Annotated in this window: 19 protein-coding genes; 4 read left to right on the plus strand and 15 right to left on the minus strand. The window is 59.5% G+C overall.

Annotation, left to right across the window (positions count from 1 at the left end):
* Positions 1–367 precede the first annotated feature (367 nt).
* From FKG95_RS26325 to FKG95_RS26345, 5 genes are all read right to left on the minus strand, one after another.
* Positions 368–1204, minus strand: a complete 837-nt coding sequence (locus FKG95_RS26325; protein ID WP_142899445.1) for a CheR family methyltransferase — start codon at positions 1202–1204, stop codon at positions 368–370.
* Positions 1201–2346: a protein-glutamate methylesterase/protein-glutamine glutaminase gene (locus FKG95_RS26330; protein WP_425456781.1), complete on the minus strand. Its 1146-nt coding sequence runs from the start codon at positions 2344–2346 to the stop codon at positions 1201–1203. The genes FKG95_RS26325 and FKG95_RS26330 overlap by 4 nt, the downstream gene beginning before the upstream one ends.
* Positions 2343–2708: a response regulator gene (locus tag FKG95_RS26335; protein ID WP_142899446.1), complete on the minus strand. Its 366-nt coding sequence runs from the start codon at positions 2706–2708 to the stop codon at positions 2343–2345. Before FKG95_RS26335 ends, FKG95_RS26330 begins: the two co-directional genes overlap by 4 nt.
* Before the next feature lie 72 nt (positions 2709–2780).
* The gene (locus FKG95_RS26340; RefSeq protein WP_425456782.1) at positions 2781–3248 is read right to left on the minus strand and encodes a chemotaxis protein CheW; all 468 of its coding nucleotides are present in this window, start codon (positions 3246–3248) and stop codon (positions 2781–2783) included.
* Positions 3249–3256: 8 nt separating this feature from the next.
* Positions 3257–6097 carry a hybrid sensor histidine kinase/response regulator gene (locus FKG95_RS26345; RefSeq protein WP_142899448.1) on the minus strand — a complete coding sequence of 947 codons (2841 nt, stop codon included), beginning with the start codon at positions 6095–6097 and terminating at the stop codon, positions 3257–3259.
* Positions 6098–6722: 625 nt separating this feature from the next.
* Here FKG95_RS26345 and FKG95_RS26350 point away from each other — a divergent pair.
* Positions 6723–8462: an ABC transporter permease gene (locus FKG95_RS26350; RefSeq protein WP_246116907.1), complete on the plus strand. Its 1740-nt coding sequence runs from the start codon at positions 6723–6725 to the stop codon at positions 8460–8462.
* Positions 8463–8498: 36 nt separating this feature from the next.
* On the opposite strand, the gene FKG95_RS26355 is transcribed toward FKG95_RS26350, so the two are convergent.
* From FKG95_RS26355 to FKG95_RS26390, 8 genes are all read right to left on the minus strand, one after another.
* Positions 8499–9365: a carbohydrate ABC transporter permease gene (locus FKG95_RS26355; protein ID WP_142899450.1), complete on the minus strand. Its 867-nt coding sequence runs from the start codon at positions 9363–9365 to the stop codon at positions 8499–8501.
* A complete protein-coding gene (locus FKG95_RS26360) occupies positions 9362–10225 on the minus strand; it encodes a carbohydrate ABC transporter permease (protein WP_246116908.1) in 864 nt (287 codons plus the stop codon). The genes FKG95_RS26355 and FKG95_RS26360 overlap by 4 nt, the downstream gene beginning before the upstream one ends.
* A 114-nt stretch (positions 10226–10339) precedes the next feature.
* Positions 10340–11617: an ABC transporter substrate-binding protein gene (locus FKG95_RS26365; RefSeq protein WP_218940379.1), complete on the minus strand. Its 1278-nt coding sequence runs from the start codon at positions 11615–11617 to the stop codon at positions 10340–10342.
* A gap of 68 nt (positions 11618–11685) precedes the next feature.
* Positions 11686–12843 (minus strand): ABC transporter ATP-binding protein, encoded by a 1158-nt coding sequence (locus tag FKG95_RS26370; protein WP_142899453.1) that lies wholly within the window; start codon positions 12841–12843, stop codon positions 11686–11688.
* Positions 12840–13676 (minus strand): DeoR/GlpR family DNA-binding transcription regulator, encoded by an 837-nt coding sequence (locus FKG95_RS26375; protein ID WP_218940380.1) that lies wholly within the window; start codon positions 13674–13676, stop codon positions 12840–12842. Before FKG95_RS26375 ends, FKG95_RS26370 begins: the two co-directional genes overlap by 4 nt.
* 255 nt (positions 13677–13931) lie before the next feature.
* Positions 13932–14423, minus strand: a complete 492-nt coding sequence (locus FKG95_RS26380; RefSeq protein WP_142899454.1) for a hypothetical protein — start codon at positions 14421–14423, stop codon at positions 13932–13934.
* 263 nt (positions 14424–14686) lie between these two features.
* On the minus strand, positions 14687–15715 hold the full coding sequence (locus tag FKG95_RS26385) for a Fe(3+) ABC transporter substrate-binding protein (RefSeq protein ID WP_142899455.1): 1029 nt from the start codon (positions 15713–15715) through the stop codon (positions 14687–14689).
* A gap of 423 nt (positions 15716–16138) precedes the next feature.
* The gene (locus tag FKG95_RS26390) at positions 16139–16774 is read right to left on the minus strand and encodes a histidine phosphotransferase family protein (RefSeq protein WP_179954299.1); all 636 of its coding nucleotides are present in this window, start codon (positions 16772–16774) and stop codon (positions 16139–16141) included.
* Positions 16775–17031: 257 nt separating this feature from the next.
* Here FKG95_RS26390 and FKG95_RS26395 point away from each other — a divergent pair, with 257 nt between their 5' ends.
* The 3 genes from FKG95_RS26395 to FKG95_RS26405 all read left to right on the plus strand — a co-directional run bounded on the left by FKG95_RS26395 (position 17032) and on the right by FKG95_RS26405 (position 19479).
* Positions 17032–17211, plus strand: coding sequence for a DUF3553 domain-containing protein (locus FKG95_RS26395; protein ID WP_142899457.1), 180 nt, complete (start codon positions 17032–17034; stop codon positions 17209–17211).
* Positions 17212–17485: 274 nt separating this feature from the next.
* The gene (locus tag FKG95_RS26400; protein ID WP_142899458.1) at positions 17486–18391 is read left to right on the plus strand and encodes a LysR family transcriptional regulator; all 906 of its coding nucleotides are present in this window, start codon (positions 17486–17488) and stop codon (positions 18389–18391) included.
* 143 nt (positions 18392–18534) lie between these two features.
* Positions 18535–19479, plus strand: a complete 945-nt coding sequence (locus FKG95_RS26405; RefSeq protein WP_142899459.1) for a hypothetical protein — start codon at positions 18535–18537, stop codon at positions 19477–19479.
* Between the two features lie 29 nt (positions 19480–19508).
* On the opposite strand, the gene FKG95_RS26410 is transcribed toward FKG95_RS26405, so the two are convergent.
* The gene (locus FKG95_RS26410; RefSeq protein WP_142899460.1) at positions 19509–20270 is read right to left on the minus strand and encodes a 2OG-Fe(II) oxygenase; all 762 of its coding nucleotides are present in this window, start codon (positions 20268–20270) and stop codon (positions 19509–19511) included.
* A complete protein-coding gene (gene ada / locus FKG95_RS26415; protein ID WP_246116909.1) occupies positions 20267–21385 on the minus strand; it encodes a bifunctional DNA-binding transcriptional regulator/O6-methylguanine-DNA methyltransferase Ada in 1119 nt (372 codons plus the stop codon). Before ada ends, FKG95_RS26410 begins: the two co-directional genes overlap by 4 nt.
* Between the last annotated feature and the right edge of the window lie 35 nt (positions 21386–21420).

Raw genomic sequence — 21420 nt, forward strand, 5'->3', positions numbered from 1 at the left:
CTTGCCGGGTCTTGCTGGAAGCGTTTGCCGGCGGCCGTGCTCCTAGGCCCCGGCGCGACCCGGAAGCCGCCTCAGATCGGTGGGGGTAAAAACTCTCCTGTCCCCCCTTCCCTCGCCACGAAAAGACCCTGTGCCGGTTCACGACCAGTCGCAGGCTTGTTCCGATGTCATCTGCGGTGCAGCAGGTTGGACATGGACGCAGATGCAAAGAGCGCGACCGTGTTCCGCCCTGCCGGCAAAACACAATCGCGCCCTCACAAAAGAAAAAGCTGACCGATTCACTTCAGACAAAGTAAATCGATCAGCCTCTCCTACAGGCAGTCACCTGCCGTTCAAATCCAGACCGGGCGGCGGCGGTCTCTTAAGATCACACGGCTTTCTTGACGGCGCCTTCGTTGGCCAGACCGTAGATTCCGCGCTGTCCGGGGATCAGCAGGAAGCGGTCGGAGATTCCCAGCACCGTCTCGGCACCGCCGAGATAGAGGAACCCGTCGTTCGCCAAAAGACCCGCCATCTGATCCAGAACCTGCGTCTTGGTCGGCTGATCGAAATAGATCAGAACGTTCCGGCAGAAGATCACATCGAACTGGCCCATCCCGGACATGCTGTTCAGAAGGTTGAAATTCTTGAACGTCACCATGTTGCGGATTTCATCGTTCAGCTGCCAACGATCCTCAACCTGGGTGAAGTACTTGACCAGAAGGTTGATCGGAAGGCCGCGTTGCACTTCGAACTGCGAGTACACGCCTTCCTTGGCCTTATCGAGAATTTCCTGGGAAATATCGGTTCCCACAATCTCAACCCGCCAGCCGGCCAGCTTGGCTTGTGCTTCCTTGAGAAGCATCGCCAAGGTATATGGCTCCTGCCCGCTTGACGCGGCAGCGCACCAGATCCTGATCGACTTTTTCGGCGCCCGGTGTTCGAGCAGGTACGGGAGTACGACGTCCCGGAACTGATCAAACGGCTTTTGGTCCCGAAAGAAGAACGACTCATTGGTCGTCATGGCTTCGGTAATATCAACCAAAAGCTTTTCGTCGTTGGTCTTACGGACCTGTTGCGCCAACTCGTCGAAGCCGCTGAGGCCCCACTTGCGCGCGACAGGATTCAATCTGCTTTCCAGCAGATATGCCTTGTCTTCCGAAAGAACCAACCCCGAACGCTTTTTCAGGAGTTGAGAAATGAGTTCGAAATCGTTCACGTTCATGCCGCCGACCTCATAACAAGCTTTAGCACCTGGGGACCGATCTCCTTGAGCGGCAAAACAGCCGAACAAAGACCATCGCTGGCTACTGCGCCAGGCATCCCCCAAACAACACTTGTCGCTTCGTCCTGAGCGACCACTGCGCCACCGGCCGCAGTGACAACTTCAGAGCCTCGTTGCCCATCAGACCCCATCCCCGTCAGAATGATGACGAGAAGTTTGGGCCCATAGATTTTACTCAAACTTCTGAGCATCGGATCGACCGATGGTCTGCAGAAGTTCTCCGGTGGATCTTGCGTTAAACGGATGACTTTGTTTCCACCCTCGGCTTCAAGCACCATGTGGTAATCGCCAGGCGCCACGTAGGCCTGCCCCCCCACAATCGCTTCACCGTCCGTTGCTTCGTTACAGGTCATCCCACTCACTCGTGAAATATGCTCCGCCAGCAGCTTCGTAAAAGTCGCCGGCATATGCTGTGTTATCAGGATCGGCTGCGTCACCTTTCCCGAGAGGCTTTTCATCACCTCGAAAAGCGCTTGCGGTCCGCCAGTCGAGCTGCCGATCGCAATGATGTCCGGAATCATCGTCGGCATCGGCCGGAGCTGTATCGGTCTCTTCGCCGATACCGGCTTGGCCACGACAGTGTCCGAAGCAGTCGTCTGAGCCGGAACCGCGACCGGCGCTTGTGTTCCCCCCCGGGCCGCGAGGCCCAGAGCTTTGACCTTCTCCGTCAGTTCCCGCTTGAAATCGCCGGCGGTAGATATGCTCCCGGTCGAAGTCGGTTTGGGAATGTAGTCAGCCGCGCCAGCCTGCAGTGCCTGCATGCTGATTTCGGCATTCTTCAGGGTCAGGGTCGAAGCCATGATCACTTTGACGCCGGGCTGAGTCTTTATGATCAGCGGCAAAGCGGTCATTCCGTCCATAACGGGCATCTCGATATCGAGAACCACCACATCGACCTTTTGACGTTCCAGGGTCGAGACGGCGATTTTGCCGTTCTGAACGGAAGCAGCGATTGATATCTGTGGATCCGACTCAAGCGCACGCGTCAGAAGGCCCCGGATCACAGCCGAATCATCGACTATCATCACCTTATAAGGACCCGTCAGACCGGTTGCTGAAGCTTCACCAACAGCCATGATCAAATCAAACCCACCTGCGTGAATTTCGATTCGATAATCTCGCTGTCAAACGGCTTCATAATGTACTCATTCGCACCGGCCTGGATGGCTTCCTGGATGTGCGACATGTCGTTTTCCGTCGTGCAGAAAACCACGACAGGCTGCTCGACATCCTTCATGGCGCGAAGGTCGACAAGGAACTCGATGCCACTTTTGATAGGCATGTTCCAATCGAGCAGTACGGCATCAGGCATGTTTTTCTCGCACGCCTCAATGGCCTTCTGGCCATCTTCAGCCTCGTCGATTGCAAAGTTGAGACCCTCGAGGATTTTTCGGGCCACCATTCGAACGACTTTAGAGTCGTCGACGATCAGGCAGGACTTCATATTGAGACTCCGGATCGAGTTGTAAACTCATGAAATTCTAACATTTTTTTCACGTGCCTTCGATAACTTGCCTTACGCGGCGACCTCGCGGCCGTAGTCGAGAAGACGAGTTACGTCCAACACCACCAGTAGCTTATCGTCTAAACGGTAAATACCGTCTGAATACTCTCTAAACTTTTGATCTAATGTCGGAGGATTTCGTTCGAAGTGGCTTGCTTTCAGCTGAAGGACTTCACCGACCGAATCAACCATCAGGCTATAGAGCTCGCTGTCGTGCTCGACGACGATGCTCATGCCCTCGTCCCCCTCATCGCGGCCATTCAGGCCGAGACGAAGCCGGACATCGATCGCGGTCACGATCCGGCCACGCAGGTTGAGCGATCCGGCAATCTCAGGCGGCGCCAGCGGGATCGGTGTGATCTGCTGCGGGCTGAGGACATCCTGGACCTTCAGAACCGGAACGCCGAACAGCTGGCCCGCAATCACAAAGGTAATGTACTCGTCGGTCTGTGCGACCGAGGCCGAGGTGGAAACTTCCATTTGCTCGCTCATGCGGCACCTCTTACTTCAGCTAGGGTGTCTTTCAGGGTGTGAAGCAGGGCATCACGGTCATTCTTGGACACATAATCCGTGAAGCCGACTTCGCGGCCCCGCGCCAGATCGTTGGGCGAAGCGAAGGACGACAGCGCGACCAGTGGAACATTGGCCCAGCGCGTGTTGTTCTTGACGGTTTCGGCAAACTCGAAGCCGCTCATACCAGGCATTTCGATGTCGGAGACGATGACGTCGAAGACCTTGCCCGCTTCGCAAAGCTCCAAGGCTTCCGCCGCGGATTCGACCGTCGTGACTTCATAGCCGGCGACTGAAAGCAGGGGTGCAAGCAGGTTCCGGAAGAAGGGGCTGTCGTCGACCACCAGGATCTTGGATCCGCCCTCTTCAGCACCGTCACCGCGCTCACCGCCGGCAAACCAATCCGAGAAGGCCTGCTGCAGGTAGAAGCTGGCATCGATGATGTCGGTTGCCTTGTCGTCGATGATGGCACTGCCGATACAGCCCTGTTTCTCGGTGCCGAGCTCGATGTTCATGCGGTCTTCGACGATGTCGACAATCTCGTCGACCACGAGGCCCATGGTGCGATCCCGGTCGCTGAAGACCAGGACGGGCTGGCGCCCTTCCGACTTCAGTTCCTTGCCGTCCATCTGCACCAGCGGCATCAGGGCGCCACGATACTGAACGACCCGCTGACCGCCGGAATTCTCGACGCTCGCAAGATCGATTTCCTCAAGCCGCGCAACGAGACCAAGAGGCACCGCCTTGGGCGCTTCGTCTGCTGCCCGGAAGACCAGCATGGCAACGGTTTCCGCATTGTTGCCGGCATGGCGCTCGGCCGCGCCTTCCGCGGCAGAACCGGAAACGGCGATTTCACCGGTTGCAGCGGCAATTCCATTGGGATCAAGGATCATGACAACGGCTCCATCGCCCAGGATCGTATTGCCCGAGAAGAGCTGAATGTCGCGCAGGATCGGTGCGACAGGCTTGACCACGATTTCCTCGGTGTCGAAGACCCGGTCGACAATGATGCCGAAGCTGTAGGTTCCGACCTGGGCCACGACGATGAAGTTGTCGTTCTTGATAAGGCCTGTCGTGTCTTCTGGGCTCTTGCTCTCCGCATCGGCCATTTCCGCGTGCTCCGCAGTCTCGGAAGCTTCATCGCTCTCGCTGCCGACGGGACCTTCGGCTTCCTGAGGCGGCAGCTTGAGAAGCTCACGCAGATTGACCAGCGGCAGAAGACGGTTACGCAAGCGGAGAACCGGCGTATCGTTGATCCGCTCGATCGAGTGCTCGGAGTTGCCGGACGCCCGGACCAACTCGACGACCGAAAGCTGCGGAATGGCGAAGCGCTCGCGGCCGCAGGCCACGATCAATGCCGATACAATCGCAAGTGTGAGCGGGATCTTGATGGTAAAGGTTGTTCCCTTGCCTTCGACTGACTTCAGCTCGACCGTACCACCGATTTTCTCGATGTTGGTCCGGACCACGTCCATGCCGACACCCCGGCCCGATACCGAAGTTACGGCAGCGGCGGTGGAGAAACCGGCCTTGAAGATGAACTGCTGAATCTGCTGTTCGCTCATGGATTCCAGTTCGGCTTCCGTGGCGAGGCCGTTCGCCAGAACCTTTTCCTTGATCTTGGCGCTGGCGAGGCCGCGGCCGTCATCGACGATTTCGATGATGATGTGGCCGCCTTCATGGAATGCATTGAGCAAAACCTTACCGGTCTCGGGCTTGCCGACCTTGATACGATCCTCCGGCATCTCCAGGCCGTGATCGGCGGAGTTCCGGACCATGTGGGTCAGCGGATCCTTGATCAGTTCCAAAACCTGACGGTCAAGCTCGGTCTCGGCGCCCTTCATAACCAGATCTATCTTCTTGTCCAGTTCGAGCGAAAGATCGCGGATGATACGGGGCAGCTTCGCCCAGGCATTGCCGATAGGCTGCATCCGGGTCTTCATGACGCCTTCCTGCAGCTCCGACACCACGTGGTTCAGGCGCTGGAGCGGCGCGGCAAACTCGCTGTCCTTCTGCCCGCGCAGGATCTGCAGGGTCTGGTTCCGGGTCAGCACCAGCTCGGACACCATCGTCATGAGATTTTCGAGCAGATCAACGTTGACGCGGATTGACTGGTTGGCAACGGAAGATTCCTTGGCAACCTCCTGATTTCCGGCCGGTTTTTTCGCGGCTGCCGCCGGTGCAGGCGGCGCAGCGGCGGGTGCTTCCGGCGCGGCGGGTGCCGGCGTCTCGGCAACAGGCTCAGGCGCGGCCTCGGCGGCCGGCTCTTCGGCCACGGCCTCGGCCTGCGGCTCTTCAGCCATCACGTTCATATTGCCGGTCTCGGACGCAGGCGTCGGGACGAACTCTTCCTCGGCTTCCGCCTCGGGCTCAGCTGCTGCAGGCGCGGCTTCCGCCGGGGCCGCCGCCGGTGCAGCAGCCTCCGCAGGCGCGTCCGCCATATTCCCTTCTGCAGCCGCATTCAACCGGCTGATCAGCTCGCTATCATCACCTTCGGGCTCGGCCTCTGTTGCCTCAAGCGCGTTGAGAATGTCGCGGATCTGGTCGAGGCATTCCAGAATCAGGGATACGATCGGTCCGGTGACGACCAGTTCGCCGTCACGTACCTTACCAAGGATGTTCTCCCCCGCATGTGCAACCGATTCCAGCCTCGGCAATCCGAGAAACCCGCAGGTTCCCTTGATTGTGTGCATCAGCCGGAAGATGTTTCCCAGCAAGTCCGCATCATTTGGATTCTGCTCGAGCTTCACGATCTCGACATCAAGTGTCGACAATCCCTCGCTGGTCTCGGTCAAAAATTCACTCAACAGGTCGTCCATGACCGCTGCCCCATGATAGTGATTTGAATTTTAAACGGGAAACTTTGCAGGTGTTAACTAAGCCTCCGCTTCAGCGTTAGAGTGCCAAACAGAGCTTAATAAGCCCTTACTGCTGCAATGCTCCTACCCGCGATAGATAAATCACTGAAAAATTTAAATTTTTTCTCTTGAAAATTGCCCTTTCCAACCCTGGAGAGAATCCATGGGGGCAGCGTATCCAGGTTGACGCGTATTCAAACGTCTACAAATGCGACCGCCGCTCTTTAATTCCACAGAGACCTGAGACAAATTTTTGAACAAAGCATTGTTTGCGAACGCGTCGCGTTGTTAGTTATAAATCACTTCTGCTTCACAGAGCCTGAAGACAGGTGTTTTGGGCGCAAGAGTGCGTGACCAAAATCGGAATGAAGGCATGTGAAACGGAGGCGCACAGACCGGTGTGAAATCCCGAGCTTTCGGAAACCGCGGTCTGAAGCCAGTGCTATGGGATCCGGCCGCTTTCCGTCAACTCGGCGGCGCGAACGCACCGGGCCTCAAGAAGCTTATGTGTAGACGATTCAGTCTCTTGACCATCCCGGCGAGAGGGATCGGGTGGTTAAGGAATGCTTGTAAAGGTGGGATCTTCGTGACGGACGATGTGCGCCAGGGCCCGCCGGGAGTTGATACGCGGGCAGGCTTAGGGGAAGCTATCAGCCTTCGTTTGCGCGACGTCATACGCTCGTTCGGCGAACTCTCCGCATTTACATGGCTGTCGCTGGCGATTGCCTGCCTGCTGACAATCCCGGTGATCAGTGTCCTGGCCAACGTCTTTTCCAGTGGCTCGGGAACCTGGCAACACCTGGTTGAGACAGTTCTGCCGAACTACACCATTAACACGACCCTGCTCATTCTGGGTGTTGGCATTTGCGTTCCCATTATTGGCACCACGACCGCCTGGCTGGTCACCATGTGCAGGTTTCCGGGATGGCGTATCTTCGAGTGGGCGCTGATTCTGCCACTCGCGGTCCCTGCCTACGTCATGGCCTATACCTATACGGACTTCCTGCAGCCCAGCGGCCCTCTGCAGCAATGGATCCGGGACACCTGGGATCTTTCTTTCCGGGAGTACTGGTTTCCCGAGGTCAGATCGCTGGGCGGCGCCATAACCATGCTGTCGCTGGTGCTCTACCCTTATGTCTATATGCTGGCGCGCGCGGCATTCCTCGAACAATCGATCTGCGCACTGGAAGTCAGCCGGACGCTCGGCTGCAGCCCGCGCAGCAGCTTCCTGCGCGTGGCCCTGCCCCTGGCCCGCCCCTCGATCGCCGCCGGCACCGCCCTGGCTCTGATGGAGACCCTGGCCGATTTCGGAACCGTGTCGTTCTTCGGGGTTCAGACCTTTACCACCGGGATCGTGCGGGCCTGGATCGACTTTGGCGACCGGATTGCCGCCGGTCAGCTCTCTTCCGTCCTGCTCGCCTTCGTGTTCGCCATTCTGCTGATGGAACGCCTCAACCGGGGGGTCGCCCGCTATCATCAGGCCACGAACCGTTATCAGAACCTGCCGCGCTATGAGCTGCGAGGAAGCCGGGGGATCCTTGCTTTTCTGGCCTGCGGCCTGCCCCTGACCCTGGGTTTCCTGCTGCCCTGCATCCTCCTGATCTCCATGGCGCTGGAGAGTGAAACCGCCCTGATCACGTCCCGTTTTCTGGACCTTGTCTTCAACAGCTTCACCCTTGCAGCCATAACGGCAAGCATCGCCGTCGTTATCGCCCTGGTGATGGCCTATGGGGTGCGCTTGAACCCGAACAGCCTTTCCAGGTTCGCGGTGCGGATCGCATCGATGGGCTACGCCGTGCCCGGTACGGTCATCGCCGTGGGAGTCCTGATCCCCTTCGCGCGCCTGGACAATGCGGTCGACGCCTGGATGGAGAGCAGCTTCGGCATCTCGACAGGACTGCTGCTCACCGGCGGCATCGCGGCCCTGGTGTTTGCCTATCTGGTGCGCTTCATGGCCGTCTCGCTCAATACGGTGGAAGCCAGCCTGGGCAAGGTCAGACCTTCGATGGACGATGCCGCGCGCACCCTGGGCCAAAGCGCGGCCAGCACCCTCTGGCGGGTGCATATGCCCCTGATGTGGGGCAGCCTGCTGACCGCCGGTCTGGTGGTCTTCGTGGATGTCATGAAGGAACTGCCGGCGACCCTTGTCATGCGGCCCTTTAATTTCGACACCCTCGCCATCCAGGCCCATAACCTGGCTTCGGACGAAAGGCTGACGGAAGCTTCGATCCCATCCCTCGCCATCGTGATTGTCTCTATTCCGCCCCTGATCCTTTTGACCCGCGCCATCGCCCGTTCGCGCCCCGGCTCGGGCCCCCGTTCGTAACCCGGTTCGTGACCTGGTTCGTGTCTGGGCTCGGGCCTACTTGATCCCGGCGCGCATGAAGCTCTGAACGAACTGCCGCTGAAACAGCAGGAAGGCGATCAGCAGCGGGCCGGAGGTCATCAGGGTGGCCGCGGTAATCAGCGACCAGTCCACCCCCTGATCCACAGAAGCGAAAATCGAGAGCCCGACGGTGACCGGACGGGTTTCGACGGAATTGGTGATGATCAGCGGCCAGAGGAAGTTGTTCCAGTGGTGGCTGACCGAGACCAGTCCGTAGGCCAGATAGGTGGGTTTGGCCAACGGGACATAGACTTTCCAAAGAATACCCAGCGGCCCTGCCCCCTCGACCCGCGCCGCGTCCTCCAGTTCCTTGGGCACGGTCTTGAAGGTCTGGCGCAACAGGAAGATACCGAAGCCGGAGGCAATATAGGGCAGGCCGATGGCGACGATGGTATCCACCAGACCCAGGACGCGCATGGTCGCATAGTTCTCGACGATCAGAATGTCGGGCATCACCAGCAACTGCAGCAGCACCAGCGTGAAAAGCAGGTTATGTCCCGGGAAGGTAAAGCGCGCAAAAGCGTAGGCGGCCAGTGTGCAGAGGATGAACTGTCCGATCAGGATAAAGGTGACCAGCAGAATCGTGTTCAGGAAGTAGCGGGCGAAGGGCGCGGCGTTCCAGGCGCGCTCAAAGTTATCGGTGGTCAGCGGCGCGAAGAGCTCGAAGCGCGTGGCGAACTCGCCGGGATGGATCGCGGTCCAGAGGCCGTAGATGACCGGCAGGAACCACAGCAGCCCGAGCGTCCAGGCGCCGATGGTGTTCAGCGTCCTGTCGAAGTCGAAGCGGGGAACGGCAGACAAGCGGCTTTTGGCGGAGGGAGCATTCAGATCCTGGAGGCTCATCTGTAGTGCACCTTGCGGTCGAAGAAGAAAAACTGCCCGATCGCCAGCAGCGACAGCAGGAGCAGGAGCACGACCGTCAGCGTCGAGGCGTAAGCGGTCTCCCAGTACTGAAAGGCGGTCTCGTAGATATAAAACAGCAGCAGGGAACTGGCGTTGTCCGGTCCGCCGTTGGTCATCACGAAGATATGGTCGACCAGCCGGAAGGAATTGATCACGGCATTGATCGAGACAAAGAGGGTGGTGGGCATCAGGAGCGGAAAGACGATGCGCCGGAAATAGGTCCAGCGGCTAGCGCCTTCGATATCAGCCGCCTCACGCAGGCTCGGCGGGATCGATTGCAGGGCCGCCAAGTAGAAGATCATGAAAAAGCCCGCTTCCTTCCAGATCGCGACCACGATGACGGAGCCCAGCGCCAGATCCGGATCGCCCAGCCAGTTCACTTCGCCCAGGCCGAAGAGGCCGCGCACCTGATCGATCAATCCAAAACCGGGGGTGTAGAAGAACATCCAGATGTTCGCGACCGCGATCAGCGGCAGCACGGTGGGCGCGAAGTACGCCATGCGGATGAAGGAGCGGCCGCGCAGCTTGCCGTCAACCCAAAGAGCCATGATCAACGCCAAAGCAATCGAGACCGGGATCGTGATCCCCGCATACCAGGCGTTGTTCACCAGCACCTGCCAGAAGGTCTCGTCCTCGAGCAAGGTGACGTAGTTCTCCAGCCCGACGAATTCCGCCTCACGGCGGCCGCGCGGCGTCGAGAAGAAGCTCGCCCAGAAAGTCGTGACCGCGGGGTAATGAGTAAAGGCAAACAGCAGGATCAGGGCAGGCGTCAGCAACAGCCAGGCGTAGATCCATTCCATGCGCCGATGCATCCGCCCTCCCCTTATCCTCGATTGAACTTGATCATGAATTGAGAAAGATGAGCCGGCGAACCGGGCTGCAGCCCCCGGTCCACCGGCTCAATCCGGTCTTTCCTACCGGTACTTTTTCAGGATGCGGTCGGCCTTTTCCTGGGCTTCCTTCAGCGCGGCCTCAGGGCTGCTCTTGCCGGTGATCGCGGATTCCAGCGCATCGTTGAAGATCCTGGTCACGCGCTGGTTCTGATAGGTCGAGAGTTCCGCAACCGCGTGCTCCAGCTGATCGCGGGCCACCAGAGCCGGTTTGAAGTCGGCGACATAGGCCTTCATCGCCGGCGTTTCCCAGGCATCGGGACGCGGCGCAACATAGCCGGTCGCAATGGTCCAGCGCGCCGCCTGCTCCGGTGCGGTAATCCACTTGATGAAGTCCAGCGCGCCGGCTTTCTGCTCGTCGGTGGAGTCGGCGAAGATGTAGAAGTTGCCGCCGCCGGTCGGTGCGCCCCGGCGCTTGTTGGCGGGCAGCATGGCCACGCCGAAGTCGAAGGGGGCATTGGCACGAACGTTGGTTAGGTTACCGGTCGTGGTCCACATCATGGCCGTCTCGCGCTCGAAGAAGGCCTTGGGTGTTGCGCCCCACTCGACGATGCCGGGCTGCATGATCTTGTGTTCCGTCGAGAGATCGACGAGGAACTGCAGCGCTTCGACCACTGCCGGGTCATCGAAGTTGGTCTCGTTTCCCGCATCGTTGGCCAGAATGACATCGTTCTGCGTGGTCAACCCCTGGAAGAGCCAGTAGGGAAAACCCGAGCTGGGAATCCGCAGGCCCCACTGGGAAACATTGCCATTGGAATCGCGCTTGGTCAGCTTCTTGCCGAATTCGACCATCTCCTGCCAGGTCGCCGGCGGCGTCTCGGGATCCAGGCCCGCTTCCTTAAAGGCTTCCTTGTTCCAGTAGAGAACCGGAGTCGAACGCTGGAAGGGAATGCCGTAGGTCTTGCCACCGGTGCGGCTGTTCTCCATGAAGGCCGGATAGAAGGAGGACATCCAGAGCTTGCCCTCGGCCGAGGTCACCAGATCTTCGAAGGGCACGATGGCATCCTCTTCGATCAGGGTGAACATATCTACCGAGAGGATCACGGAAAGCTGCGGCGCGGTGCCGCCCCGGACCGCCGTCAGGGTCTTGGTGATGGTGTCCTGATAACTGCCGGCATAGACCGCATCGATATTGACGCCCGGGTTGGCGGCGACGTATTCCGCGGTCAGTTCCTCGATGGTGTCCGCGGCTTTACCGCCAACCGCCACGGGGAAATAGAACTGAAGGTCAACGGCAGACGCGCCGCCGGCGAGAAAACCGCTCAGCGCAAGCGCGCCGGCTGTCACTCCAAATCTGCTCATAAACGACATTTTCCTGGTCTCCTTTTGGTCTTTTCTTACGGACTTTTATGGTCGGGTTGATTTCGTCTTTACCGAGGTCCCTGTGCTGCCGACGCGGGCGGCGCCGACAGCTCTCTCGTCTCGTCACGCGGCGGCCCGGCTGATCGGGCGAGAAGCCGTGACGCTTCCTCCAGCCGCTCCTCCGTCAAGGCATTGAAAAGGTGGGCAGCACCGGGCGCCCAGGTCAGCCGGATGGTCTCACCCGGCGTGATCTTAAAATGGTGCGGCAGGCGCGCCGTCAGCCGCTCGGTTCCGATACGGCAGTCGATCATATTGTCGGCGCCCAGGTATTCGACAGCCTCGACCACAGCGGGCACACCTCCCTCGCCGGCAAGGCTCAGATCCTCCGGACGCACGCCGAAATAGAGTTCGTCCGGCAACGGCCCTTCGAATTGCTTAGCGAAAGGCGCCGCGTCTCCGGCAATCATCCAACCGCCGTCCTGCCGGGCAAGACGCAGCAGGTTCATCGGCGGGGTGCCGATGAAACGCGCGGCGAAGAGGCTGGCGGGCGTTTCATAGAGGGCCCGTGGCGTGGCGGCCTGCTCGACCCGCCCGCCATTCAGCACAATGATCTTATCGGCCATGCTGATGGCCTCCGCCTGATCATGGGTCACGTAGACCATGGTCAGTCCGAGTTTCTGCTGAAGCGCGCGCAGCTCGATCCGCATCTCGTGGCGCAGCTTGGCATCCAGGTTCGAGAGCGGTTCGTCCATCAGGCAGATCGGCTTTTCCGCGATGATCGCACGTCCGAGCGCAACCCTTTGCTGCTGCCCGCCCGAAAGCTGACTCGGCCGCCGCTTGAGCAGATCGCTCAGTCCCAGCAGAGCCGCGGTCTTTTCGAGACGATCCGACTGTTCGCGCGCTGGGACGCGGCGGACCTTCAGGCCGAAGAGAATGTTTTCGGCGACACTCAGGTGCGGAAAAAGTGCGTAGGATTGGAAGACCATGGAGATCTTGCGTTTGTTCGGAGGCTGACGTGTGACGTCGTCGCCATCGATCAGAATCTGTCCGGAACTGGCCTCTTCCAGACCGGCGATCAGGCGCAGGGTCGTGGACTTGCCGCAGCCCGAGGGTCCCAGCAATACAGTGAACTGGCCCGCCGAAGCCGAGAAGGACACAGCATCGACCGCGGTGGTTTCCTCCCAGCGTTTGGTAAGCGCGCGCACTTCAATGCCCACTCCCTTCATGCTGCTTCCTCCGCCCCACAGAGTACAAACTCCCGGCCGGCGTCAGCCAGAGCCGCCTCGACCGACTGCGGCGGCCGGTAGTCGGAGAAAACCACGTCGGCGTCGGCGATGTGGCCGCCGCGCACATGCGCCGCGCGTCCGAACTTGGTGGCGTCCAACAGCAAAAAGGCTTTGCGGCAGTTCAGGCGGATGGCCTCGCGCACGCGCACCTCATCCTCATGAAAGTCCAGCAAGCCACCGTCGGCATCGACACCGCCGACACCGTAGATGCCGATATCGACCTTGTATTGCGCGAAGAAGGACTCGACCGCCGGGCCGACCAGATCACGCGCGCCGGCCCGGATCATGCCGCCTGGGATGTGCACCTCCGCACTCGGCAGGGTGCAGGCACTCAAAGCCGCCATGATGTTGTTGGTGAAGACTTTCATATCGCGGTGGTGGGTCAGATGCCGCACCACGATTTCGGGCGTCGTCCCGATGCTGACGGCGAGGCTGGCGCCGTTGGGGATCTGCCCGAGCGCAGCCCGGGCGATCTGTTCCTTCGCTGTGAGATTGAGAATCTGCCGGTCGGCGAAGCTGAGGTTCGCACCCGGCTCCGGCAGTTCGACACCGCCGTGACGGCGCTTCAGGATTCCGCGCTCGCTCAGTTCATGCACGTCCCGGCGGATCGTCTGGCCGGTCACTTCGAAGTGCGCGGCGAGTTCGGCAATCGTCTGAAACCCGCGCTGGCGCACGCGCTCGGCAATCAGGGCCTGACGGTCCGAAATGGCATCATCCATCGCCGTGGCCGACGTGGTGGCGGGCGTATTGGCAGGTAACGCGTTCCTCATCATGCTGCAAAGTACCGCTGCAATGCTTCAGACCGGGCACAGTTCAATGAAGGATTTATTTCAAATGAACGTTCATATGGACATTTATATCATATCTGAAGATGACGCGTCCCTTGGTCTATGGTCTCCCCCGAACCGCAAAAAAAGCCGGCGGCCTGGCGGCCGCCGGAAGATGGCGCGGTTTTTTAATCCGGCCCCAAAGCATGCCGAAGCGATGCGGTCTTTTGACCTCTGGAGCCTTTTTATGTTTGCGGTCTTTTACTGGCGCTGCTCCGCAATGATATCGACGAGCAAATCCGTCATCTCGGTCACGCGGATATAGGCTTTCTCGAAAGCCTCTTCTTTCGTCAGGCCTCTCTGCGCGGCAACGCCGAAGGCGCTGCGGTTCCACACCGTGACCGGCAAGGCCCCCATGCGGTCGAGGATGGCCCGGGTTTCAGCGTCCACCCCGGTGATGTTCTGCGCCGGGATGCCGGTATGGAACGACAGCTCGACATGCAGCGCGCATTCAACGTTGAGCGCGCCGAAGGCAATGTTGCCCACGACCAGCGAGGCATCGACCTGGGCATCGGGGGTTTCAATCAGATCGAGCTTTTCCATGGCCGAAACCGCATGGGCCCGAATTTCCTTATCGCGGACATCAAGGGCGCAATCCGCAGCGTCGTCATCGAGGATCACCTCGAGGCTGCGGTACCCACGAAGCTCCTTGGCCACCAGGTCCGCTGCCTGGGCAAGCGGAACAGCAGCCATGGTCACAGCAACAGTGACCGCGGCGAGCGAGGTCGCCGAAAACCAGGTTCGACGACGTGAGAAAAAGTGGTTTAACTGAGATTTTTTTGCACGGAGACATGAACAGGCTTGATGAAGATCTTGCACAGTACCCTCCCGAACTATCAGTAGTGTTTTTACAGTACACAACAACCTGTGTCATTTGGGTGCTTTGGCAAGCGTACACAAAAAAAGCCCCGCCGAACCGACGGGGCTTCTTGTCAGAAAACGCTGATGGGAGGCTGTTACTTCCAGCCGGCCCGATCGAAAATCTTCTGTGCAACAGGCTGATTGTCACCAAAGACCGCAACATTCACAGGGTCGGCCTTGAAGTCACCGAGACCGGCAACTGCCGAGGCCGGTGCCACACCGGCCACCACCGGATACTCGTTATTGCCGTTGGCAAAGTAGCCCTGGGCTTCGTCGCTCGCCAGGTACTCGAGGAACTTGACTGCGGCGTCACGGTTCGGTGCGTTCGCGAGGACACCTGCGCCCGATACGTTGACGTGGGTTCCACGATCATCCTGGTTCGGGAAGACATAGCCGAGCTTGTCGGTCAGGCCCTTGTCCGAATCCTTCGGATTGGTCAGCAAACGGACGAAGTAGTAGGAGTTGGCAACCGCGATCTCGCATTCACCGGAACCGATGCCGCGAAGCTGGTTGGTGTCGCCCGATACGGGGTCGCGCGCGAAGTTGGCGACAACGCCCTTCGCCCAGTCCTCAGCCGCGGCCTCGCCGTGTGCTGCGATGATGGATGCAAGCATGGACTGGTTGTAGACATTCGAGCTCTTGCGAATGCAGACCTTGCCCTTCCACTTGGGATCAGCGAGGTCTTCGTAAGACTTGATTTCACCGGCCTCGATCTTGGCTTTATCGTAATAGATCAGGCGGGCACGGGTCGAGAAACCGAACCAATGACCGTCGGGATGACGAAGGTTTTCCGGAACGCGCTTTTCCAGGGACGCGGAAGACGTCGGCTGGAACAGGCCGGCCTGGTCGGCGCGCCACAGGCGGGTAACATCGACAGTCAGCAGAACATCGGCCGGGCTGTTGGCGCCTTCGCTTTTGATCCGCTCGATCAGGGCATCGCCCTTGCCTTCGATACGGTTGATCTTGATGCCAGTCGCCTTGGTGAAGTTATCGTAAAGCGCCTCGTCCGTGGAGTAATGACGCGAAGAGTAGAGATTGAGCTCTTCTGCGCCGGCCGCAGCGGCGGTGACCGCCAGAGCCACGCCGGCGACACCAGCGCCCAGTCTGCGGAATAGTTTGTTCATTACTTGGTCTCCTGTAAGTCCGTCTGAAGCTTTTGAGCGTCGCGCGGATCTCCTCCCCCACTGTCCCTAGCCGGACAATGAACCTTCTTCCAATCAGCTCCGAGGCATGGAGAGAAGAAACTGCAAATCACTTTCAATCGCGACTATGGTGCAATTGAGAGGCTTTCGCAAGTCGAATTACGAGGAGAAATAACAGAAGAAACCTGGGAAAATCAGGCATCCCAGCAGGAACAACGACTTGGATCATGAATTGGGAATCCGGTTTCGCTCTGCCGCCCTGCCCAAGCCGGCCTCGCTTCCAGAAGAAACGCTCGTGCAGGTTTTTCTTCCGCGCGAAAGCAGAGAAGCAGAGTTACAAGATCACTGTGGCGTAACGCGGCGGGACGAGATCAGACCGGACGAGACGAGGGAAAGTTCCTTCACTCAGAACTCCGCCAGAAAACGAACCCGTCCGGGAACCGAGGCCTCGACGCTGAGGTCACTCCCCATCCGGCGGCAGAGCAAGCGGGTGAAATAGCCCTGAACATTGCGCGCGGTGAGATCTTCAATAGCAACGTCGGGTTTCAGGGCGATCTCGGCTTCGGGCCGCAGACCGGCGTTCTCCCCTGCCGCCAGAACCGACAGCGTGACGCCATCCGGCCGGGCGATCACGTCAACCGTCAAGTGGCCGCCGCGGGGCAAAGCCTCAGCTGCCAGAGCGATCATATTCAGGATCAGCTTTCCAAGATCTTCGGGGCCTTCGTCCGGCGCAGGGCTGTCCGGCCAGTCCAATTCCGCTTTTGAATGAGACACAAAACCGGCCGCCAGCGTGCGCAGGGTGCCAAAATCCGAACCGATACGGCTGCCCGCCACGCCGTAGGCCAAGCGATAGAACTGGAGGGCGTTGGCAGCTTGCTGGGCGCTGGCATTGGCAAGCTTCATGGCGTCATCCGCCATATCGAAACTCTCGTCCTCAAGCAGTTCGAGACCGTTTCCGACCGCCCCGATAGGCCCGACCAGGTCGTGACAGAGTCGTGAAGAAAGAAGTTCCAGAACCCGGAAATCAATTTGCGACGTCATGACTACGCTTCCACTTTCGTTTTTTCCCGACCAACGCCGTAGCAACCTCGCACCGTCCTGCCGCATCGGCGGTTCCAGCAATCCGCGTCAGCAACACCCCAATAGACCCTCGCCAGAGCGTTTATGCCCGGCAGCGCACGAAACTCCTGAATAGATGGGAAAGGCGCGATTCGCCTTTTGCGCTTCCCCTCATACAATGCTCCTTATACACTAACTTCTGAATTGAAAACCCTTGGATTTTTCCGCTCAAGAGGCCAATGCGATACGATCTGGTTCCCGGCGTTTTCGTCCGCCACCCCGACGAACCGGATTGGGGCGTCGGCCAAATCCAGTCCTCGATTGGCGCACGCGTCACGGTGAACTTTGAGAACGCAGGCAAACTCCTGATAAATATAGATAAAGTAGACCTTGAGGTCTGCAGAGATCAAAAGCCCTGAGCGTTTCGCGTAGCTGTCACGCACCCATATTCAGGTATCACCATTGCCCACTGCCGCAGGGGCTGCTGGAGCGGCTGGGCCATCTGCACCGTGAGCAGGAAAATGCGCGCCTGACCTGCGGTCAGACTTTTATTAATTTTGTTGAAGCAGATGCTATGCGACAAATCACCGGTGACCCGGGTTCGCCCAGGCTTTAGCGAATAGCGCTTCAACGAATGGCGCTATAGCAAAGCTTGCACGGCGGCCCGATCGTGCGGTGCCCCAGGAGACAGCTTTGAACATCAGGCAGCTTCAATTTCTTGTCGCGCTCTCTCAGGAGAAGCACTTCGCGCGCGCGGCTGCCGTCTGCAACATCTCGCAACCGACTCTGTCCTCGCGGATCCGTCAGCTGGAAGAAGAACTGGGTGTGCCGATCGTCGAGCGTGACAAGCGTTACATCGGTTTAACGGTCGAGGGTACCCGCGTCCTGGAGTGGGCCAAACGCATTCTGGCGGACTGCGAGTTCCTGGAGCAGGAACTCAGCGAACTCAAAGGTGGTTTATCCGGCCGTCTGACGATCGGTGTGATCCCCTCGGCCCTGCCGGTTGTCTCCCTGCTCACCTCCCCCTTCTGCGTGGCACATCCCGGGGTCAAAGTAACGGTCCTCTCGCGCAGCTCGGTGGAGATCCAGCGGCAACTTCAAGACTTCGAGATCGAAATCGGCTTGACCTATGTCGAGAACGAGCCGCTCAAGCACGTCAAAACCCTGCCGCTGTATCAGGAGCATTATATACTGGTGACCGCGACCGACGGCCCGCTCGCCGGACGTGAGACCGTCAGCTGGCAGGATGTGTCCGCGATTCCGCTTTGCCTGCTCACCACGGACATGCAGAACCGGCGGATCGTCGATCAGGCGTTCCGGCAGGCAAACTGCGAGGTGTCGCCGCAGGTTGAGGCGAACTCGATCACGGCGCTCTACTCTCATGTCCGCTTCGGCCGATGGTCAAGCGTCCTGCCTCAAGCCTACAGCGCAATGGTCGGATTGGGTGACAGCCTCGAGGCTATTCCCATCACAGCCCCTTCGGTGTCGCATTCCGTGGGCCTGATCGCCTCCGACCGCGATCCTCCCTCGCCCCTGGCCAGCGCGATCATGGCGGAGACCGCCAAGCTGGATCTTACGGATTTGCTGAGCACAGTCTGAGGCCCAGGCGGCGTGTACAGTTAGCGTGTACAGGCAGCAACTGCAGTCGGGATGTACAGGCGCAGAAACCTCTTAGCTCTGGCCCAAATCGCTGGAACGTGCGAACTTGTTTGTAGACGTTTCGATTTTTTGGGCGTGTTCCCGTGATTTTTCCCTGGCGTATTTTCGTTACGATTGTCCCGCTGATGATTGCGCTTTTGGCGCTGCAGTTCTTCGTGCCCGACACCGAGTTGCGCGCGACGATGGCGGAAAGCTGGTGGCAATCCCAACTTAAGCCGGCAGCTTACAGCGGCGGTTTCATCGGTTACGCAACGGCGGTCAGCGTGCACATCCTGATCTGCATCGTCGTCATCGCCTTTAATCTCTATCACATCCGCGCCTGCGAGAAGAGCAGCCGCCGAAGGCTCTTGTCGATTGCGATCGCCTATCTGTTGCTGCTTTCCGGGCTTCTGATCGCAACGAATCACCCCGGGCTCGCGGCCTATAAGATTACCTTTCTGAATTTTCGAGAACTCTATGCCGGCAGCCACCTCTTCGACGTGCTCCAAACGATGCTCGGGGTCCAGGTTATTGTCCCGACTCTTTTCGGCATCGCGGCGGTGATCTTCGCGGCCACCGGCGCAGAGAGCCTCTTTGTAGACTTCGACAAGGAAGCGCCGAAGCTGAGTGAGGCGGAACTGAAAGCAAAGATCGCGATCCTGAAGCGCGGCTTCCAGTCGCTGAGTATCGTTCTGGTATCAACGACCATCGCCGCCGCGGTTTTTTTTCATCTGCCCGCACGGCTCTACAAAGAGGACGGCGAGAAAATCGTCACGGCTTATGCCGACGAGGTCACGATTTTCTGGGGCGCTATCTTTACCCTCACCCTCATTGCAACCTACGCGCCGCACCTCTTTCGATTGCGAAGTCTGAGCAAAAGCTACGCCAAGGCGCTGAAGCGCAGCGCCGACGGCAGCGGCCTTCCGGAATGGTTGAGCGACACCGCCTTGTTCGGAAACTTCAAAACCCATCTGACGACGCTCTTCACCCTGCTCGCCCCGCTCATCACAGGCTCCTTGAGCACTATCATTCAGTCGCTTCCGCTATAGGCCGGTTGATCACGCGCCCTCCCGCAGGGCTAAGACGCATCGTGGAAAATCATACCGAGGGTGTGGCGATTGCCATGCCTGATCCGGCTGACACCGTGGCGCATTTTGACCCGGTAGTCGCCGCGCGCGCCCTGCACGGGCCGCTCATTCACGCAAAAGATCACCGCCTCGCCCCTTTTTATGGGAACGACTTCGGCGCGCGACTGCATGCGCGGGCGCTGCTCGGTCAGGATAAACTCGCCGCCCTCGAAGTCCCGGCCCGGTTCGTTCAGCAGAACCGCCAACTGAAGCGGAAACGACGTCGCGCCATAGAGATCCTGATGCAGGCAGTTGTAGTCCCCTGCAGCGTATTTCAGGATCAGCGGGGTCGGACGTTCCTGGCCCTGGGCATGGCAGTCGGCAAGGAAGCTCCCGAGGTCTTCGGGATAGCGGAGGTTCTGTTTCATGCGCGCGGCCCAGCGATTGGCCAAAGGGGCCAGGAAGGGATAGGCCGCAGCGCGCAGACCCTCAATCAGACCGGGCAAGGGGTAGGAGAAGTAGCGGTACTCACCCAGACCGAAGTTATGGCGCTTCATGACAACACGGCTGCGGTAGATCGACTCCCTGTCGTAGTCCCCGACCAGTCTCTCGCACTCCTGCGGGCTCAGGAGTTTGCCCGGCAGCGCGTAGCCCCGTTCATCGAGTTCATCATAAAGGCGATCCCAATCGAAGCCCGCAACTCGGGCCTCGATGGTCCCGGCGCACGCGAGGTCCGCCGAGCGAGACCTTGAAGACTGGGCGCTATCCGTCACGCCGCCCGCTCCCGCGCGAGCAGATCCTTCTTGCGCTCAAGCCCCCAGCGATAACCGCCGAGGCCGCCATCGCTGCGAACCACCCGGTGACAGGGGATCGCGACAGCCACCGGGTTGGCGCCGCAGGCCTGCGCCACGGCACGCACCGATTTGGGTTTACCGATAGCTTGCGCAACATCGGCGTAGGAGGCGGTCTGACCGGCAGGAATTCTGCGCAGCGCTTGCCATACCTGTTCCTGAAAGGCCGTACCGGCAATATCGAGCGGAAGGGAAAACTGCGCTTCCGGCGCCTTCATAAAGGCCAGGGTATCGTCGATCCATTGCTGGAAATCGGAACCGGGTTCGGCGGGCTCGAAGACCGCACCTGGAAAGCGTGCGTGCAGGTCGCTTTTCAAGCCCCTTTCATTCTCGCCAAAGAGGATCGCGCAGATCCCGCGTTCTGTTGCCGCGACGACCACCGGCCCAAGCCAGCTGTGGGCCGTTGCATACCTGATGGACATCCCCTCTCCTCCTTTTTTGAACGTCGTCGCCGTCATCCCGATCCTCGCGTCCGCCTGTTCGTAGAAACGGCTGTTTCCTCCAAAACCGGCGTCGTAGATGGCTTCCGTCACGCTCACGCCGGACCGCAATGCCCTCTTCATGCGATCCGCGCGGCGCGCAGCCGCATACTGCTTCGGCGTTACGCCGATGGCCGCTTTGAAGATCCGGTGGAAATGATGCGGGCTCAGGCCCGCGTCGGCAGCCAGCTCGGCCAAGCCCGGGGGCGTCTCCGCATCACTCAGGCTCCGGCAGGCGGCGGCGACCAGATCACGGTGACGTTCGGCCCGGGGCGGCAGATCCGGGCGGCAGCGTTTACAGGGCCGAAAACCCGCCCTTTCCGCGTCAGCTCTGTGGTCGTAGAACGCGACGTTCTCCCGGCGCGGCTGGCGCGCGGCGCAGGAGGGACGGCAGTAAACACCGGTCGTCATGACCGAAAACCAAAAACGTCCTTCCGCCCCCTCATCACGGGCAAGAACTGCGGTCCAGCGGGCATCGTCACTCCGGTATCCCCGCGTAGAACCGGTCGGACCAGTCTCTGATCCAGGTGAAAAGATATCTGCGTCGATCATCGTCATGGTTCTTCCTCAATCTGCTGTCCAACGGCTCTGAA

This window comes from Denitrobaculum tricleocarpae, assembly GCF_007004665.1.
Classification (GTDB): Bacteria; Pseudomonadota; Alphaproteobacteria; order Kiloniellales; family Kiloniellaceae; genus Denitrobaculum; species Denitrobaculum tricleocarpae.

Excerpts from the sequence above, each read along its gene's own strand:
- FKG95_RS26335 (WP_142899446.1), bottom strand. The coding sequence starts at position 2,708 with ATGAAGTCCTGCCTGATCGTCGACGACTCTAAAGTCGTTCGAATGGTG.
- FKG95_RS26370 (WP_142899453.1), bottom strand. The coding sequence starts at position 12,843 with ATGAAGGGAGTGGGCATTGAAGTGCGCGCGCTTACCAAACGCTGGGAG.
- FKG95_RS26325 (WP_142899445.1), bottom strand. The coding sequence starts at position 1,204 with ATGAACGTGAACGATTTCGAACTCATTTCTCAACTCCTGAAAAAGCGT.
- FKG95_RS26395 (WP_142899457.1), top strand. The coding sequence starts at position 17,032 with ATGCGATACGATCTGGTTCCCGGCGTTTTCGTCCGCCACCCCGACGAA.
- FKG95_RS26390 (WP_179954299.1), bottom strand. The coding sequence starts at position 16,774 with ATGACGTCGCAAATTGATTTCCGGGTTCTGGAACTTCTTTCTTCACGA.
- FKG95_RS26360 (WP_246116908.1), bottom strand. The coding sequence starts at position 10,225 with ATGGAATGGATCTACGCCTGGCTGTTGCTGACGCCTGCCCTGATCCTG.
- FKG95_RS26380 (WP_142899454.1), bottom strand. The coding sequence starts at position 14,423 with ATGGCTGCTGTTCCGCTTGCCCAGGCAGCGGACCTGGTGGCCAAGGAG.
- FKG95_RS26385 (WP_142899455.1), bottom strand. The coding sequence starts at position 15,715 with ATGAACAAACTATTCCGCAGACTGGGCGCTGGTGTCGCCGGCGTGGCT.
- ada (WP_246116909.1), bottom strand. The coding sequence starts at position 21,385 with ATGACGATGATCGACGCAGATATCTTTTCACCTGGATCAGAGACTGGT.
- FKG95_RS26340 (WP_425456782.1), bottom strand. The coding sequence starts at position 3,248 with ATGGAAGTTTCCACCTCGGCCTCGGTCGCACAGACCGACGAGTACATT.
- FKG95_RS26355 (WP_142899450.1), bottom strand. The coding sequence starts at position 9,365 with ATGAGCCTCCAGGATCTGAATGCTCCCTCCGCCAAAAGCCGCTTGTCT.
- FKG95_RS26345 (WP_142899448.1), bottom strand. The coding sequence starts at position 6,097 with ATGGACGACCTGTTGAGTGAATTTTTGACCGAGACCAGCGAGGGATTG.
- FKG95_RS26375 (WP_218940380.1), bottom strand. The coding sequence starts at position 13,676 with ATGATGAGGAACGCGTTACCTGCCAATACGCCCGCCACCACGTCGGCC.
- FKG95_RS26365 (WP_218940379.1), bottom strand. The coding sequence starts at position 11,617 with ATGAGCAGATTTGGAGTGACAGCCGGCGCGCTTGCGCTGAGCGGTTTT.